13 protein-coding genes are annotated in these 16,268 nt (G+C 63.8%); 7 read left to right on the forward strand and 6 right to left on the reverse strand.

Annotated features, from left to right (window positions below; genetic code table 11):
• Positions 1-27: 27 nt before the first annotated feature.
• Positions 28-1,608, reverse strand: coding sequence for an oleate hydratase (locus tag CSW59_RS19615; RefSeq protein WP_304441820.1), 1,581 nt, complete (start codon positions 1,606-1,608; stop codon positions 28-30).
• Between the two features lie 116 nt (positions 1,609-1,724).
• Between CSW59_RS19615 and CSW59_RS19620 the strand changes: the two genes are divergently transcribed.
• A complete protein-coding gene (locus tag CSW59_RS19620) occupies positions 1,725-2,087 on the forward strand; it encodes a thiol-disulfide oxidoreductase DCC family protein (RefSeq protein ID WP_099445654.1) in 363 nt (120 codons plus the stop codon).
• A 5-nt stretch (positions 2,088-2,092) separates the two neighbouring features.
• On the opposite strand, the gene CSW59_RS19625 is transcribed toward CSW59_RS19620, so the two are convergent.
• Together CSW59_RS19625 and CSW59_RS19630 are read right to left on the reverse strand one after the other, a co-directional pair.
• The gene (locus CSW59_RS19625; protein WP_099445655.1) at positions 2,093-3,121 is read right to left on the reverse strand and encodes an AI-2E family transporter; all 1,029 of its coding nucleotides are present in this window, start codon (positions 3,119-3,121) and stop codon (positions 2,093-2,095) included.
• Positions 3,122-3,202: 81 nt separating this feature from the next.
• Positions 3,203-3,823, reverse strand: a complete 621-nt coding sequence (locus tag CSW59_RS19630) for a TIGR02466 family protein (RefSeq protein WP_099445799.1) — start codon at positions 3,821-3,823, stop codon at positions 3,203-3,205.
• Positions 3,824-3,866: 43 nt separating this feature from the next.
• Between CSW59_RS19630 and CSW59_RS19635 the strand changes: the two genes are divergently transcribed.
• Genes CSW59_RS19635 through uvrC form a run of 3 tightly spaced genes read left to right on the forward strand, consistent with a single transcriptional unit; the run spans position 3,867 to position 6,420 of the window.
• Positions 3,867-4,202, forward strand: a complete 336-nt coding sequence (locus CSW59_RS19635) for a hypothetical protein (RefSeq protein WP_099445656.1) — start codon at positions 3,867-3,869, stop codon at positions 4,200-4,202.
• Positions 4,203-4,205: 3 nt separating this feature from the next.
• Entirely contained in the window at positions 4,206-4,487 is a 282-nt protein-coding gene (locus tag CSW59_RS19640; RefSeq protein ID WP_099445657.1) for a type II toxin-antitoxin system RelE/ParE family toxin, read from the forward strand.
• A 19-nt stretch (positions 4,488-4,506) separates the two neighbouring features.
• Entirely contained in the window at positions 4,507-6,420 is a 1,914-nt protein-coding gene (gene uvrC, locus CSW59_RS19645; protein ID WP_236632289.1) for an excinuclease ABC subunit UvrC, read from the forward strand.
• A 225-nt stretch (positions 6,421-6,645) separates the two neighbouring features.
• Here the strand turns inward: uvrC and CSW59_RS19650 are convergent, their stop codons facing one another.
• A complete protein-coding gene (locus CSW59_RS19650; RefSeq protein ID WP_099445659.1) occupies positions 6,646-9,549 on the reverse strand; it encodes an N-6 DNA methylase in 2,904 nt (967 codons plus the stop codon).
• A 238-nt stretch (positions 9,550-9,787) separates the two neighbouring features.
• Between CSW59_RS19650 and CSW59_RS19655 the strand changes: the two genes are divergently transcribed.
• Positions 9,788-10,192 carry a restriction endonuclease gene (locus tag CSW59_RS19655; RefSeq protein ID WP_255408990.1) on the forward strand — a complete coding sequence of 135 codons (405 nt, stop codon included), beginning with the start codon at positions 9,788-9,790 and terminating at the stop codon, positions 10,190-10,192.
• Positions 10,193-10,283: 91 nt separating this feature from the next.
• Positions 10,284-10,823 carry a hypothetical protein gene (locus tag CSW59_RS19660; protein ID WP_099445660.1) on the forward strand — a complete coding sequence of 180 codons (540 nt, stop codon included), beginning with the start codon at positions 10,284-10,286 and terminating at the stop codon, positions 10,821-10,823.
• A gap of 222 nt (positions 10,824-11,045) precedes the next feature.
• Here the strand turns inward: CSW59_RS19660 and carB are convergent, their stop codons facing one another.
• Together carB and CSW59_RS19670 are read right to left on the reverse strand one after the other, a co-directional pair.
• Positions 11,046-14,345, reverse strand: a complete 3,300-nt coding sequence (carB, locus tag CSW59_RS19665) for a carbamoyl-phosphate synthase large subunit (protein WP_099445661.1) — start codon at positions 14,343-14,345, stop codon at positions 11,046-11,048.
• 226 nt (positions 14,346-14,571) lie between these two features.
• The gene (locus CSW59_RS19670) at positions 14,572-14,913 is read right to left on the reverse strand and encodes an endonuclease domain-containing protein (protein ID WP_099445662.1); all 342 of its coding nucleotides are present in this window, start codon (positions 14,911-14,913) and stop codon (positions 14,572-14,574) included.
• A gap of 272 nt (positions 14,914-15,185) precedes the next feature.
• Between CSW59_RS19670 and CSW59_RS19675 the strand changes: the two genes are divergently transcribed.
• On the forward strand, positions 15,186-16,139 hold the full coding sequence (locus tag CSW59_RS19675; protein WP_099443262.1) for an IS110 family transposase: 954 nt from the start codon (positions 15,186-15,188) through the stop codon (positions 16,137-16,139).
• Positions 16,140-16,268: the final 129 nt, after the last annotated feature.

The following is a 16,268-nucleotide window of genomic DNA, read 5'->3' on the forward strand; positions in this document are numbered from 1 at the left end:
CCGCCGCCTCGAAGCGACGTCGAGCCCTCAGCTCATCGCCTTGGCCGCCGTACGCAGCAGCACCGAGGGCGCGTGGTCGTGGCGAGTGATCGGCGGGATGGCGCGATCGACGCCCATTAGTTGGTAGACCGCCGTCTGGGCCGCCCGCACCGAATACTCGACCGTGAAGACCACATCGTCGGGGATCTCCACGAACTGGCTGATAAAGGCCAGGTTCACCGACGTCTCAGGGACCGGCAGCGGGCGGTCTTCCTTACGGCGCGGCATGAACATCGAGGTGATGTAGGGCAGCCGGCAGGGCACGCAGGTCGCGTCCTCGAAGACGTCCATCTCAAGGCCCAGATGGCCGCACACCTCCTGCAGAATCTCTCGCCCGCCGCACTGGCTCATCGGCTTGGCCACGAAGTCGCCGATCCGGTCGGGATGCAGCGCGTAGCCCCAGAACACCGACCAGCCCTCGGGCTGATCGCGGAAGTGCGGCTGATGGTACAGCACCACCGACATCAGCCAGCGCGAGTCCTTGAAGGTCACCAAACCGCCCGTCCCGGCCGCGTTGCCGCTAAAGGCCTGCATGGCGTCGAAGAACTTCGGGTTACGGCAGGTGACCGTGAACGACTCCCACAGGCTGCGGCCGATCTGGGTGTTGAAGGCGGCCGGATTGCCGAACTCGGGGCGGCCGGCGGCGATCTTCTCCCACAGCGCCCAGCCCTGGCTGTCGATCTTGGTCATGGCCGGCGGCGGGGCGTCCATGGTCCCCAGGCTGGTGGCGTCGGTCATCGAGCCGTTCTGGTAGAAGACGAGGTCGCCCTGAGCCAGCTCCACCGTCTCGACCTTGCCCTCGCGGTCCAGGGTCAGGCGGGTGACGCGGTGGCGGCCCCCTTCGGTGACGATCTCCATGTCGGTGACGGCCGTGTCGCCGACGAAGTTCACCCCGCGCTCGCGCAGCCAGCGCTCCAGCGGCACGACGATGGCGTCATACTGGTTGTAGACCGTGCGCTTGACCCCGCCGAGCGTCTCGATGCGCGGGAACTCGTTCATGAAGCGGTGGAAGTAGCGCTTCAGCTCCACGGCGCTGTGCCAAGTCTGGAAGGCGAAGGTCGTCTGCCACATGAACCAGAAATTGGTTTCGAAGAACGGCGGCGACAGCCAGTCGGTGATCGGATCATCGCCCAGCGTCTCCTCGGACGTCTGCATCAGTCGCACCAGCTCCAGCCGGTCCTGCATGGAAAAGCCCATGTGGGTCACGTCCAGCTTGTGCAGGTTGCGATCGACCAGCCGCGCCTGGGAGTGGGCGACGACCTCCTGGTTGAAGGCGACGGTCTGGTCGCGCACCGTCTGGCCCGGCGCGTCGACGCTGGGGATGGTCGACAAGAGATCCCAGGTGCACTCGTAGTGGTCGGTGGTCAGCATCCGCCCACCGCGCAGCGAATACGAGCCGTCGGGCAGGCGCGAGCCGTCCAGCGAGCCGCCGAACACCTTGGGGTGCTTCTCAAAGATCGTGATGTCAGAGCCTTCAGCGCCCGCGTCGCGGATCAGGAAGGCAGCCCCGGCCAGCGCGCCCACGCCGCCGCCGACAAAATAGTGCTTCATGGCCAAGGTTCCTTCCATACGCGCAAACAGCAGCGCGTTCCTGCACCCTTAACGCGGGAGGCTCCTTGAGGTGCGTCAACGATTGACGCGGGCGGGCGGCGAGCCCACCTACGGACGGTCTGGAGGGCGTTGCGATGGCTCAGGTGACGGTGTGGTTCGACGGTGCGTGTCCGCTGTGCATCCGCGAGATCGCCCTGATGCGCCGGCTGGATCGCCGAGGCGCCATTTCCTTCATCGACGTCGCCAGCGACGACGCCAGTTGCCCGATCGACCGCGCCGACTTGCTGGCCAAGTTCCATGCGCGCGAGGACGGCCAGCTCTTGTCCGGCGCGGCGGCCTTCGCGGCGATGTGGCGGGCGATCCCGGTGTTGCGGCCCTTCGGCCTTCTGGCGCGGCGTCCTTGGGCGCTAAAGGCGCTGGACGCCCTCTACCGCCGATTCCTGCGCGTGCGACCGCGCCTGCAGCGATGGGTGACGCGGATGACGGCGAGGGGCTAGCCGCCCTACTCCGCTGGCTCCATCGGGGTCGGGTCGCCATCGTGCGAGATCAGCACCGCCAGCCAGCGCAGGTCGTCGTACTGGGCCAGGGCGTACATCAAAGCCAGGGTCAGCGGGATGGCCAGGAACGCGCCCGGCACGCCCCACAGCACCGTCCACATGCCCACCGCGATCAAGCTGGCCGCCGGGTCGATGTTCTGGCTGTCGGCCTGCATCTTGGGCAGGACGAAATTGCCGACGATCGACGAGACCAGCTGGATGCCGACGAACACCGCGATCGCCGGCGTCAGGGTCGGGAACTGCAGCAGGGCGAACAGAGTCGGCCCGACGCCGCCAACCAACACGCCCAGCACCGGCAGATAGGCGAATAGGAAGATCACCAGGCTCCAGAACAAGGCGTTGTCCAGGCCCACGGCGGTCATGACGATCCAGGACCCCAGCGCGATCATCAGACCGGTGATCGACTGCACGTACATATAGCTCTCGACGCCCGAGAAGCTGCGCTCCAGCACCGTGGCCAGGCCCCGGCCGCCGCGCGAGGCGACGATCTGGTCGACGCGCTTCTCGATCATCGGTTTGGAGAGCAGCAGGAAGAACAGGAAGATCAGGGTCAGGCCCAGGCCCGCCGAGGCGTTCTGCACGCTGGTCAGCAGGCGGTCAGCCAACGGCCCCAGCTCGACCTTCTGGGCCAGGGCCTCCAGGCTCAGGGTCCCGCCGCCCGGCACCCGGACCAGGGCCAGCAGTTGGTCGATCCGCGCCAGCATGGCCGGAATCTCGACGACAATCCGTGAGGCGCCCTCGATCACCACCGCCATGCTGGCGACGATGATCCCGCCGACGATCACGGCGGTAATGGCAAAGACCATCCAACGCCGCGCCTTGGGCAGCAGTCGCACGACCCGCTCGCTCAGCGACATGATCAGGATGGCCAGGACCAGCGCCAGGGCGAACGGCCACAGCACGGCGCGGAACACGTATAGCAAGGCCGAGGCCATGGCGAAGTTCACCAGGAACGATGTGCCGGTCTTGCTCACGGGGCCTCCGCGGATGGGTTTGGGGAGATCATCCTCGGCAGGCGATAACATTCCCCTAGCGGAAGGCGCTAGCACCCGCCCCTAACGCCAGGCGTAATTGAAGCTGATGCTGATCCGCTGCTCGTCGGCCTGGTTGGGCGTCACCTCGTGGCGCAGCCAGCTCTCCCAGAGAAGGATCGTCCCCGGCGCCGGCTGAACATAGACGAACGGCTGCAGCGCCTCGGGCGCACCCTCCAGGCGGTTGGGCGCGGCCATCATCATCGGCAGGCGCGGGTCCTCGAACTTCAGGGCCGAGGCGCCCGGCGGAATGGTCACGTAGATCGTGCCGGAGATGACGCTGTGCGGGTGGATGTGGCCGGTGTGCTGGCCGCCCGGCTCCAGGATGTTGATCCAGAAGCTGTCCATGACCAGCTTGCCCGCGCCCAGGTCGAAGCACAGATCCTTGGCGAAAGCCGCCGCGTGCTTGTCCAGCTTCTTCTTGAGGTCGGCGAACAGGCTGTCGCGCTGGGGCAGGTCGTTCAGCGAGGCGTAGGACGTATAGCCCAGATAGCCCTTGTTATAGGCCCAGGCCTGGCCGGCCTCGTCCTCCTCGGCGATGGCGACGCAGGCGTCGTGCAGCTCGTCGATGAAGGTCTCGAAGCCCTTCTCGCCGGCGAGGCTGGCTTGGTAGATCGGGGTGGCAAAGAGGCTGCGCGTGGTCATGGGGCGCGTCATAGCGCCCGCAGGCGTTGACGACAAATCATGGATGGAACATCATGAGAACATGGCTGATGGTGACCTCATCCTGAAAATCGATCCGGAACTCGCCGAGCGACTGAGGGCTCGCGCCGAAGCTGCGGGCCAGAGCGTGGAGGCGTATGCGCGAGACGTCCTCGGGCGCGACGCCGAGCAATCGGGCGTCGCGGAACGAGAACCGCGTTGGGACGCCCCCTTGGCGCGCCTTCCTGAAGACGACGTCGACCAGGATTCCGAGGCCTATGCCGACTACCTCGATCGGATCTGCGATGAAGCCGAGCAGACCGGTGGCGTGCCTTTCGAGGTCTTCCGAGAACGTCTCCGCAATCTCGGCCAGCGCCGCTGATCCATGTATCGGGTCGTCGTCACCTCGGCGGCCATGGCCGATGTCGATTATCTGGAGGACTGGCTGCTGGCGCGGGGCGCGCACTATGCTCTCGACCTCAGCGATACCCTCGGCGCCGCCGTGGACCGGCTCTTCGACCATCCCCAGCGCGCGCCGATGAGCCGCGATGGCCGCTATCGCGAACTATACGTTACCTTTCACTCGAACCAGTACGTGATCCAGTACCGCGTGCGCGGCGACCGGGTGACGATCGCGCGCATCCGACACAGCCTGGAACGTCGCTGAACGCGCCGGACTCGCCTATATCTGCCCCGTGACCGACACCACCACCGACATCGACGCCTCCCCCCGCCTGACCGGCGCCGCCCTGATCAAGGACGAGGTCACGCGCCTGCCTGACGCGCCCGGCGTCTATCGCATGATCGGCGAGGCCGACGAGGTTCTGTACGTCGGCAAGGCCAAGAGCCTGAAGAAGCGGGTCGTCCAGTACGCGCAAGGCCGCTTCCACACCAACCGCATCGCCCACATGGTCGACGCCACGCGGTCGATGGAGTTCGTCACCACCCGCACCGAAGCCGACGCCCTGCTGCTTGAGATCAACCTGATCAAGTCGCTGAAGCCGCGCTTCAACGTGCTGCTGCGCGACGACAAGAGCTTTCCCGAGATCATGATCCGCCGCGATCACGACGCCCCGCAGCTGCGCAAGCATCGCGGCGCCCACACGATCAAGGGCGACTATTTCGGACCGTTCGCCAGCGCCTGGGCGGTGAACCGCACGCTGAACACCCTGCAAAAAGCGTTTCTTCTCCGCTCGTGCAGCGACAGCGTCTACGACAGCCGCGACCGCCCCTGCATGCTGCACCAGATCAAGCGCTGCGCCGCCCCCTGCACCGGCCTGATCGGCAAGGACGACTACCAGGCCCTGGTCGACCAGGCCGAGGCCTTCCTACGCGGCAAGTCCCGCGCGGTCATCGCCAGCATGGCCAAGCAGATGGAGGACGCCGCCGAGGATCTGGAGTTCGAGCGCGCCGCCCGCCTGCGCGACCGCATCCGCGCCCTCTCATCCGTCGCCCAGGAGACCCAGATCAATCCCGAGACGGTGGACGAGGCCGACGTCGTGGCCCTGCACGTCGAGGGCGGCCAGGCCTGCGTGCAGGTGTTCTTCTTCCGCGCCGGCCAGAACTGGGGCAACCGCGCCTACTTCCCCCGCATCACCGGGGCGGCCGATGAGAGCGAAGAGGAAGGCGTCACCGAGGAGCAGCGGATCATCACCGCCTTCCTGGGCCAGTTCTACGACGACAAGCCGATCCCCCGCCTGATCCTGGCCAATGTCCAGCCGGCCGAGGCGGCCCTGCTGGCCGAAGCCTTCGCGCTGAAGAGCGGCCGCAAGGTCGAGATCAGCGTCCCCAAGCGCGGCGAGAAGGCCGATCTGGTCCAGCACGCCCTGACCAACGCCCGCGAAGCGCTGGGCCGCAAAATGGCCGAAGGCTCGGCCCAGACGAAGCTCTTGGCCGGGGTCTGCGAGGCCTTCAAGCTGGAGGCTCCCCCCGAGCGCATCGAGGTCTACGACAACAGCCACATCCAGGGCACGAACGCCGTCGGCGGCATGATCGTGGCGGGCCCCGAAGGCTTCATGAAAGGCAAGTACCGCAAGTTCAACATCAAGAGCACCGAGCTCACCCCCGGCGACGACTACGGCATGATGAAGGAGGTGCTGCGACGCCGCTTTTCCCGCCTGGTCAAGGAGGAGGAGGAAGGCGACAGCGACAACCGCCCCGACCTTGTCCTGGTCGACGGCGGCAAGGGCCAGCTGGACGCGGCGATCGAGATCATGGCCGACCTGGGCGTCGACGACATCGCCGTCGTCGGGGTGGCCAAGGGTCCTGACCGCGACGCGGGGCTGGAGCGCTTCTTCCTGCCCGGCCAGCCGCCCTTCATGCTCGAGCCCAAGTCGCCGGTGCTCTACTACCTGCAACGCCTGCGCGACGAAGCCCACCGCTTCGCCATCGGCGCCCACCGCACCCGCCGGTCCATGGACCTGAAGAAGAACCCGCTGGACGAGATCGAAGGCGTCGGCCCGGGCCGCAAGAAAGCCCTGCTCCACGCCTTCGGCTCAGCCAAGGGCGTGGGCCGGGCCAGCGTGGAGGACCTGATCAAGGTCGAAGGCGTCAGCCAGGCGCTGGCGGAGCGGATCCACGGGTTCTTCCGGAAGGGGTGAGGGGGACTCTCAGCTGACCTTACGAAGGTCTGCTTTGAGGCCCTTAGAGCGTGACCACGACCGCCGTGCCACAGTCGCGGCCACGCGCGTCCTAACGCATCTAAATTGAGGCCCCCCACCTACAACACCCCTGCGGATCGTATCAGAACCGGTCGTTTCCGCGCCGCCTGAGGCTCGTGCCTCCTGCTTACCCCACGTACTCCAAGCACGTGGCGAGATAGAGCATCAGTCGCGCACCTTCTGCTCGATCTGCTCGGAAACACTGCCGGTCTTGCCATAGACCCAGGCGGGAATTGAGCTCCGCGCCGGAAGTAGCAAGTCGCGCAGCGTGCGGTTTGCCTGCCGGCCGTAGCTGTACCGAAACATGTTGGCTTGAATGCACGCGCAATAGAATAGGAGTTCATCAATAGTGAATTCGAACTTTGGTTTTAAGTAGTACAGATCCCGCCCGGAATAAAATGGCTCGGTCTGAAGAAATGTTGCCAAAACTGATCCTCCCCCGGCAACAGTAAGAACGCCACCATCTATCGGCTCCAGACCGTCTATGCGCTGCACTTTGGCAGAAATTCCATTGTTAAGCGCGGTTCGTGAGACAAAGTTTATTCCGTCGTCGTCCAGCGTGAGCTTATTGAGCTCCAGATTTGAGCCGTAGATCGGATCGAATAACGTGTGCAACGGTACGCGCTCAGCGCCCAGCGTCGCTGGTGGCGCGACTGGCTCAAATTGATGCGTTGGCGGGGGCGCGAGACGCGCCAGGAATGTTTCCTTAGCGGCCCCGAAGGCGTCGCCGATCCAACCAGGAAAATCGACCAGGTCTGGAACTTCGATCGTTTTGATCGTCCGGTTCGCTTCGCGTCCGAAAGCGCTATACCGAAACCGGTTATGCCTAATCGCGATGCACACGAAGAGCTTTTGCTCGAACGTAAGCTCAACCTTGGGAGATAGGACGGCTACATTTTGCGCCGTATAGAACGGAGCATCCTGAATGAACGCCGAAAGCAGCTTCGTTCCACCAAGCGAAACCGTAATCGTCCCGGCAGGATAAGTCGCCGCGCCGGAAACCGGAGCAACCGTTGCTGTAACACCTAGATTCTTACTAGACCTGCCGACAAAGTTAACTCCCCCCTCGCAAGGTAGACGTCGCGTCATCTTATTGAGGTCAAACTTATTTCCGTAACTGACCGAAAAAATATCACTCAACAGCATTAGCGGCCTCTTCTGCTTCGGGGGACCTCCATTTCCCCCATGCAGAACGCGGAACATAAGGTAGTGCTTAACCTCACGCTCGAATTCTTCTCTAGTTATAGTGCTGTAGTCAGTCTCCATATACGCTTCGGCGCACCATTCATCTTCAGCCGTAACGTTGGCAGATACACTAAGCCCGGGTTCGATTTCGCGATTTCTAAAGCCGTCTACCCAGCTTCGACGAGTGTCCAACCATCTGTCGAATTGATCAATCCGACCCAAGTGCTTCGTCTTGACGAAGCCATCGTTCCGCCAGTAGCCGAACCAAGTCTTCTTCTTGCTAACGTTGTGAGGTACGCCGGCGGTAAAAACCATGGCGCACGTGACTGTCCCTACTGGTGAAAATAGCTCATTGGGCAACGACATAACCGCCTCAAGCGTATGCGCCTTTAGGAGCTCGGCCTTCGCCGCATGGGGAGCGATCGCGCATGAGATCGGCGTAATCGCAATACCGACGCCGTTTTTTTCCAAACAATCAAGCATGTGCTTGACGAAATAGAGTTCGTGAAGCGCTTCATCACCTTGCGAGAACGGCGGATTTAATAGCCCGACATTGCAGCCGTGGGCCTTTATGGCGGCGGTTATCGCCTCATCAAAACAGGAGCCTTGGTGTAAGTTCGCCTTACCATCACCTCGCAGGATCATGTTGGATGCGGCGAGGGCGAACATATTCGGCTGTTGCTCGACGCCAACCAAGCCCTCAGCCTTGATGCTCTCCTTATCCTCCTCGGTAACTGCAGTGCGCATCATCTCCTTCATCGCGGAGATGAGGAATCCGCCGGTACCCGCGCATATATCGAGAACGCGACTATCCTTGTTTACGTTCGCCAAGAGCGCGAACAGCTCCGTGATGTGCCTCGGCGTTAGAACGATACCGAGCGCCTTCTTGTCACCCCCAGTATATTTTAGGAACTCGCCATAGAATTGGCCTACCACGTCGAAGTCGTGATATAGCGATATGAATGGCCAGACCTTCTCCTTGAGCATCTTTATTAGCTCGTGAAGAACACCTTTTGGGTAGAATTTTGTAGCCTTACTAAGCTCTGGATGCACGGCAATGCTGGAGTACGGCTGCGCCATATTATCCTTTTTGGCGCGCGGAATATCTGCTTTTTGTATCTCCTCGCGTATAACATGCATCCATTGCTTTTGGAGCTCGTCGGGTGGATACTCATCAAACGCCTTCGCGAAGGCGGCGTTTCGAAGCGCGATGAGAGTACCGCTTACCAGAAGTGGCTTTTCACTTTCCGTAAGCTTGGCGTGATCTCGCATGAAGTCGTGGAGTTCCCTCGAGAACGCCATCAACTCATCAAATCTCACCCTTTGCACGGCAGGATTGAAGAGCGCGTGCCTAACATAATCATTCCAGGGCACGATCGTATCGACAGTTGCCCCCTCAGGCGTCGTAAGCCTTTTCGGGGCGGTCGAGCCCTTCGTGTGTATATAGCTCGATATACTAAGCGAGGATTTTGTTTCCCCACTGACCGCGACGGCGATTACATTGAATTCTTTCGCCAAGCTTGAAGCATAATGCAGCGCCCCGTCAGCCGCGTATCGTTGGACGCGCTTGGCACGCTGGTCGGGTGTTTCTACAGGCGCAAAGCCATTGATAATCTGTAAGACGGATGGACTCTCATGGTCCTTTGGCGAAGCTTTGCATTCGATCACGATCAGAATGTCGGGATCGTCCGGGCAGCTAATTATGAACTCAGGAGCGCCAACACCCTTTCCTCCAGCCTTGCTCGCTGCCTTGAGCAATCGGCGCACGGCTTCGATATTGCTCTTCTGCTCCTCAATCTGGACGGTATTCGCTGCGTCAGCGAAGCCCAGCTCCCGGAGCCGATCACGGACGAGGTTTTCGGTGTTTCGCTCGTTCTTAGCCATGAATCCAGACGCTTCTACGCTTCTCCTGACCGCTTCGCGGTGCGAATCGGACCCTAGAGGGCAGTCGTTAACGACACCCGTAAGCAATGGCTTATGGAAGGATTTGTAGGGAGGTGGAAAATCGCCCACAAAAGCGGTGAAAAACAAGCGGTATCGGCAGACACCCTCTCCGCCCAACCCAATTTGATGGCTGCTCAGGCGCAGTGTCGGCACTCTGCCTGGGTGGCAAGGTCAGCTTCTGGCGCCCAGCCGCCCCTCCCTCCTCCGCGAGGCCGGGTTCTCCAAGGTCGAGGTGACCGGCAAGACCGGCGACGGCGGGATCGACGGGACCGGCGTGCTGCGAATGAACCTGCTGTCGTTCCAGGTGGTGTTCCAGTGCAAGCGCTGGCAGGGCTCGGTGGGGGCGCCGACGGTGCGCGACTTCCGAGGCGCGATGGTCGGGCGGGCCGACAAGGGGCTGATCCTGACCACCGGGACCTCCACCGCCGAAGCCCGCAAGGAAGCCGTTCGCGACGGCGCGCCGGCCATCGACCTGGTGGACGGCGAGATGCTTTGCGACCTGCTGCGCCAGCACCGGCTGGGCGTGCGCGTCGAGATGGTCGAGCGGGTGACCGTCGATGCCGCCGCCCTGGCGGCGATATGAGGCCTCCCCGCAAGATAATTACGCCCGTAATTAGTTTAAGCTTGTAAATTGAACCCATCGCGCCGAAGCTCCCTCCGTTGGAGGGAGCGGCATGGCGGTCAAGGACTATGGAACGCGCAGCGTCAGGCGGTCGTGGACGCCGCTGATCATCACCGGGAGCTCGGTGGTGGGCATACTGGGCGCCTTGATGTTCACGGTGTTCGACTTGGCGCGCTTCGAGCACGACAACGCTTTCAAGCCTTCGCCGACGCCCATCCAGCGGGCTCGCTACGCGCCGGTCGCGAAGGCTGAATGGCGGCAGGTCCGGGCGAACCTGGAGGCGCGGCTGGACCAGCGTGAGCCGCTGGAGCTGGGCGCGGTGTGGGCCACGCGCGCGGGCCAGATCTGCGGCCTGGTCAACGGCCGGGGCAGCTTTGGCGGCCTGACCGCCATGACCCGCTTCTACACGGTCGACCAGCAGCCCGTCTTCCACCAGGACATCGAGCACATCGCCTTCCAGAAAGCCTGGTTCGAGTGCCGTCGCGACCCGTACGTGATGCTGCACGAGGGAACGACGGAGCCCGGCTTCTGCGGGACCGAGCTGGGCAAGCGGCGATGCTACGCCGTGAAGAACGGGGTGCGGGTGGAGTGAGCGCCCCCTGAGCGCCAATCTGGGGTCCCTCTCTCGGGAGAGAGGGAGGGGCCCGCCGCGAAGCGGTGGGAGGGTGAGTGCGACCACCCATCCAGGCGCGCACCCAATTGCTCGCGACGCCCCGAGAACCCAGTTCTGAACAGGTGAAACCACTCACCCTCCCATCCTGGCTCGGCCAGGATGGGCCCCTCCCTCTCTCAAAGAGAGAGGGATTTCAATAGCCTACCCCGCAGCGTAGCTTTGCAGCGGACGCACGTCCAAGGCCTCGGCCGGGGCGCCGGCGATGGCTTGGGCAGCAGCCAGGGCGCCGGCGCTGGTCGTGTAGTACGGCACCTTCATCATCAGGGCCGTGCGGCGGATCTCGAAGCTGTCTTCCAGCGCCTGCTTGCCCTCGGTGGTGTTGAACACCAGCTGGACGCCGCCGTTCTTCATCACGTCGACGATGTGCGGACGGCCTTCCAGCACCTTCTTGACGTGCTCGACCTGGACGCCCTGTTCGGCGAGGTAGGCCTGGGTGCCTTCGGTCGACAGCACCTTGAAGCCGGCGGCCAGCAGCAGCTTCACCGGCTCGACGATCCAGGGCTTGTCGCTTTCCTTGACCGAGACGAACGCCGCGCCCTTGGTCGGCAGCTTGACGCCGCCGCCCAGCTGGCTCTTGGCGAAGGCGCGGGCGAAGGCCGGACCCATGCTGGTCTCGCCGTCGCGCTTCCAGTCCAGGCCCATGACCTCGCCGGTCGAGCGCATTTCCGGGCCCAGCACCGTGTCGACGCCAGCGAAGCGGGCGAACGGGAAGACTGCTTCCTTGACCGCGATGTGGTCGTAGGGAACGTCCTTCAGGCCAAAGCTGGCCAGGGTTTCGCCGGCCATGATCTTGGCGGCGATGGCGGCCACCGGCTGGCCGATGGTCTTGGCCACGAACGGCACGGTGCGCGAGGCGCGCGGGTTCACTTCCAGCACGTAGATGCGCGGGTTGTCGCTGTGCGGCTCTTCGATGGCGAACTGCACGTTCATCAGGCCACGGACGTTAAGGGCCAGGGCCATCTGCACCGTCTGGCGCTTCAACTCCTCGACCGTCTCGGCCTTCAGCGAGAAGGGCGGCATCGAGCAGGCAGAGTCGCCCGAGTGAACGCCGGCTTCCTCGATGTGCTCCAGCACGCCGGCCACAAACACGTCCTTGCCGTCGCACAGGGCGTCGACGTCGACCTCGGTGGCGCGGCTCAGATAGTGGTCCAGCAGGATCGGGTGCTCGAGCGAGATCTCGCCGGCCCCGGCGATGTAGCGCTCCATGGCCTCGTGATCACGGATGATCTCCATGCCCCGGCCGCCCAGCACGTAGGACGGACGCATCACGAACGGGAAGCCGATCTTGTCGCCTTCCGCCCGGGCTTCATCCCAGCTGCGGGCGATGGCGTTTTCGGGTTGGGCGATCTTCAGGCCGTTCAGCAGTTGCTGGAAGCGCTCGCGGTCCTCGGCCAGGTCGATGGCGTCGGGGCTGGTGCCCAGGATCGGGATGCCGGCCTCTTCCAGGGCGTGGGCCAGCTTCAGCGGCGTCTGGCCGCCGAACTGGACGATGACGCCGGCCAGCGTGCCCTTGGACTTTTCGACATGCAGCAGCTCCAGCACGTCCTCGGCCGTCAGCGGCTCGAAGTACAGGCGGTCGGAGGTGTCGTAGTCGGTCGAGACGGTCTCGGGGTTGCAGTTGACCATGATCGACTCGACGCCAATCGCGTCCAAGGCAAACGCGGCGTGGCAGCAGCAGTAGTCGAACTCGATGCCCTGGCCGATCCGGTTGGGACCACCGCCCAGGATCACCGCCTTCTTGCGGTCGGACGGATCGCTCTCGCACTCGGGGATCTGGCCGAGAGCCCCGGTCTCGTAGGTCGAGTACATGTACGGCGTCGAGGCCAGGAACTCGCCGGCGCAGCTGTCGATGCGCTTGAAGACCGGGCGGACGGACAGCTCTTGGCGCAGAGACCGCACGGCGGCCTCGGTCTGGCCGGTCAGCTTGGCCAGGCGCGCGTCCGAGAAGCCTTGGGCCTTCAGCGCGCGGAAGCCGGCGGCGTCGGTGGGCAGGCCACCGGCGCGAACCCAGCCTTCCTGGCGGATCAGCTCGGCGATCTGGCGCAGGAACCAGGGCTCGTAGCTGCAGGCGGCGTTGACCTCTTCCACGGTCAGGCCGTGGCGGAAGGCCTGGGCGATCACGCGCAGGCGGTCGGGCGTCGGGGTTCCCAGGGCGCGGACCACCGCGGCCTTGCCGGTGTCGGGATCATCGGCGCCGTGGATTTCGATCTCGTCGAAGCCCGACAGGCCCGTCTCCAGGCCGCGCAAGGCCTTCTGAACGCTTTCCTTGAAGGTGCGGCCGATGGCCATGACCTCGCCGACCGACTTCATGGCCGTGGTCAGCAGGGGCTCCGAACCCGGATACTTCTCGAAGGCGAAGCGCGGGATCTTGGTGACGACGTAGTCGATGCTGGGCTCGAACGAGGCCGGGGTCGCGCCGCCGGTGATGTCGTTCTTCAGCTCGTCCAGGGTGTAGCCGACGGCCAGGCGCGCGGCGACCTTGGCGATCGGGAAGCCGGTGGCCTTGGACGCCAGGGCCGACGAGCGCGATACGCGCGGGTTCATCTCGATCACGACCATGCGGCCGTCGGCCGGATTGACGGCGAACTGCACGTTCGAGCCGCCGGTCTCCACGCCGATCTCACGCAGCACGGCGATCGAGGCCGCGCGCATCCACTGGTATTCCTTGTCCGTCAGGGTCAGGGCCGGGGCGACGGTGATCGAGTCGCCGGTGTGGACGCCCATCGGGTCGATGTTCTCGATCGAGCAGACGATGATGCAGTTGTCCGCCTTGTCGCGGACGACCTCCATCTCGTACTCCTTCCAGCCCAGAACGCTCTCTTCGATCAGCACCTCGGTGGTCGGCGACAGGTCCAGACCCCGCGCGACGATCTCCTCGAACTCCTCGAGGTTATAGGCGATGCCGCCGCCGGTGCCGGCCAGGGTGAAGGACGGGCGGATGATCGCCGGCAGGCCGACGAACTCGAGGCCCTCGCGGGCCTCGTCCATGTTGTGGGCGGCCTTGGAACGGGGCGATTCCAGGCCCAGCTTGTCCATGGCGTCGCGGAACTTCTGGCGGTCCTCGGCCTTGTCGATGACCTCGGCCTTGGCGCCGATCATCTCGACGCCGAACTTCTTCAGCACGCCCTGCTCTTCCAGAGCCAGGGCGGTGTTCAGAGCCGTCTGGCCGCCCATGGTCGGCAGCAGCGCGTCGGGGCGTTCCTTCTCGATGATCTTGGCGACCATCTCCGGCGTGATCGGCTCGATATAGGTCGCGTCGGCCACGTCGGGATCGGTCATGATCGTGGCGGGGTTCGAGTTGACCAGGATGATCCGGTAGCCCTCGGCGCGCAGCGCCTTACAGGCCTGGACGCCCGAATAGTCGAACTCGCAAGCCTGACCGATGACGATCGGGCCGGCGCCGATGATCAGGATCGAGGAAATGTCGGTTCTCTTGGGCATAGCTAACTCGCGCAAAGACACGGTCGCGCACATCCGCGCGCCCGCTGTCGACCATCTTGCAGGTTAAGCCGCCCGTTTAGAGACGGAGTCGGCTCGGCGCAACCCCGCATCTTATGAAGGGGTTAACGCCAGCTTGGCCGAACAAGGTTCAAGGCGATTTAGGTCCCTCTCTCTGGAGAGAGGGAGGGGCCCGTCCCGACGAAAGTCGGGATGGGAGGGTGAGAGGCTACGGCCTGCCCGAACGCAGCACCGCCAGAATCTCGTCCGTCGTTCCACCGGGGTCGGCCAGCACTCGCTCGTTACGGAACCGCAGGACGAGATAGCCGAAAAGCTCCAGAGTCTCGGTGCGGCGGTCATCATAGTCCTCGCATCCCTCATGAACGGGACCATCCAACTCCACGATCACCTTCGCGGACTCGCAAACGAAGTCGGCGAAGTAGCGATCGATGGGGTGCTGGCGCAGGAAGCGAAACCCGCCGAGGCGACGATTGCGGACGAGAGCCCAAAGTGTCCTCTCGGCCACGGTCTGGCTTCGACGAAGGCGACGGGCGGTGGCGATCCGATCCATGGCCGGAGCGTGGCCTAGCCCAAGGTCTCGCTCAATCAAAGGAATCCGGATTTTCCGGATGGGCGGTGAAACCTCTCACCCTTGTTTGCCGATGGGATGTTAGGCGTGGGTGTCCGGAAGGTCCGCCCGGCGTTGGCGCGCCAGGCGGACGGTCGGAGAGAGGCCGTTTCACCCTGAGCCGTTAGGGGCTGCGTGGGAGCTGGGCCCTCGTCGACGTTTCAAGACCCGGATGGTTGCAGGGACGACAGGGTCCGCAAGCACAAGGACGGGACATGGAACGGTGTAAGCTTAACACGATCATCGCCGGGATTGATGTGGGGAAGGGTCGCCTCGACGTGGCGCTTTATGGCCGGAGCGAGACGTTGGTGATCAACAATAGCCCGGCCGGGATCGGAAGCTTGCTGGATTGGCTGAAGTCGCACGGCGTCACGCGCGTTGGGCTGGAAGCGACCGGAGGCTACGAACGGGCGGTGCGTGAGGCCATGGGCTTTGCGGGTCTAGAGGTGGTGATGCATCAGCCTCTGGAGGTTCGGCTGTTCGCGCGTCTCAAGCGCATGAAGGCTAAGAACGACCGTCTCGATGCGGCGCTGATCGCTGCGGCGACGGCGCAGGTCGACGCGGTCAGGGCCGCCAGCGATCCTCGCTTGAGCCAGCTAGCCGAGCGCCTGACGGCCTACGAGCAGATGAGCGATCAGGCCGCCCAGATGAAGACCTATCTGGAGCACGTGACGCTGAAGGACATCATCCGCAGCTATCAGGCTCGGATCCGTTCTCTGGAAAACCTGAAGGCTCGGCTGCTTAAGGACATCCTGGCCCTGGTGGCGGTTCATCCCGACTTGGCCCAACGTCTGGCGCTGCTGCGAAGCCTGCCGGGCTTTGGGCCGGTCGTGGCCGTCGCCGTCCTGATCCGCATGCCCGAGCTTGGCGCCCTGGAGCCAGGAAAGGCCGCCGCCCTGCTCGGCGTTGCGCCGTTCGACAGCGAAAGCGGCCAACACAAAGGCCAGCGCTTCATCCAGGGCGGGCGCTCTCGCCCCAGGCGTCTTGTCTACATCGCCGCACTGGCCGCAAAGCGCGTCGATACAGGCTTCAGGGCCTTCGCCGAACGACTGCGCTCAAGGGGCAAGCCTCCTAAGCTCGTCCTTGTCGCCATCATGCGAAAGCTCATAGAGGCGGCGAACCTAATCCTCCGTCAGCAACGCCCCTGGCGCACTCGACCCGCACAATGACATGGTTGCTCCCATCCCGACCTACGTCGGGACGGGCTCCTCCCTCTCTCCAAAGAGAGGGATTCTCCTTGTTGACAAACCCTCGACCTAAATTTAACAAGATAATTAAATAACAACTCAGTTAAATAA

It is taken from the genome of Caulobacter sp. BP25 (assembly GCF_002737755.1).
Classification (GTDB): domain Bacteria; phylum Pseudomonadota; class Alphaproteobacteria; order Caulobacterales; family Caulobacteraceae; genus Caulobacter.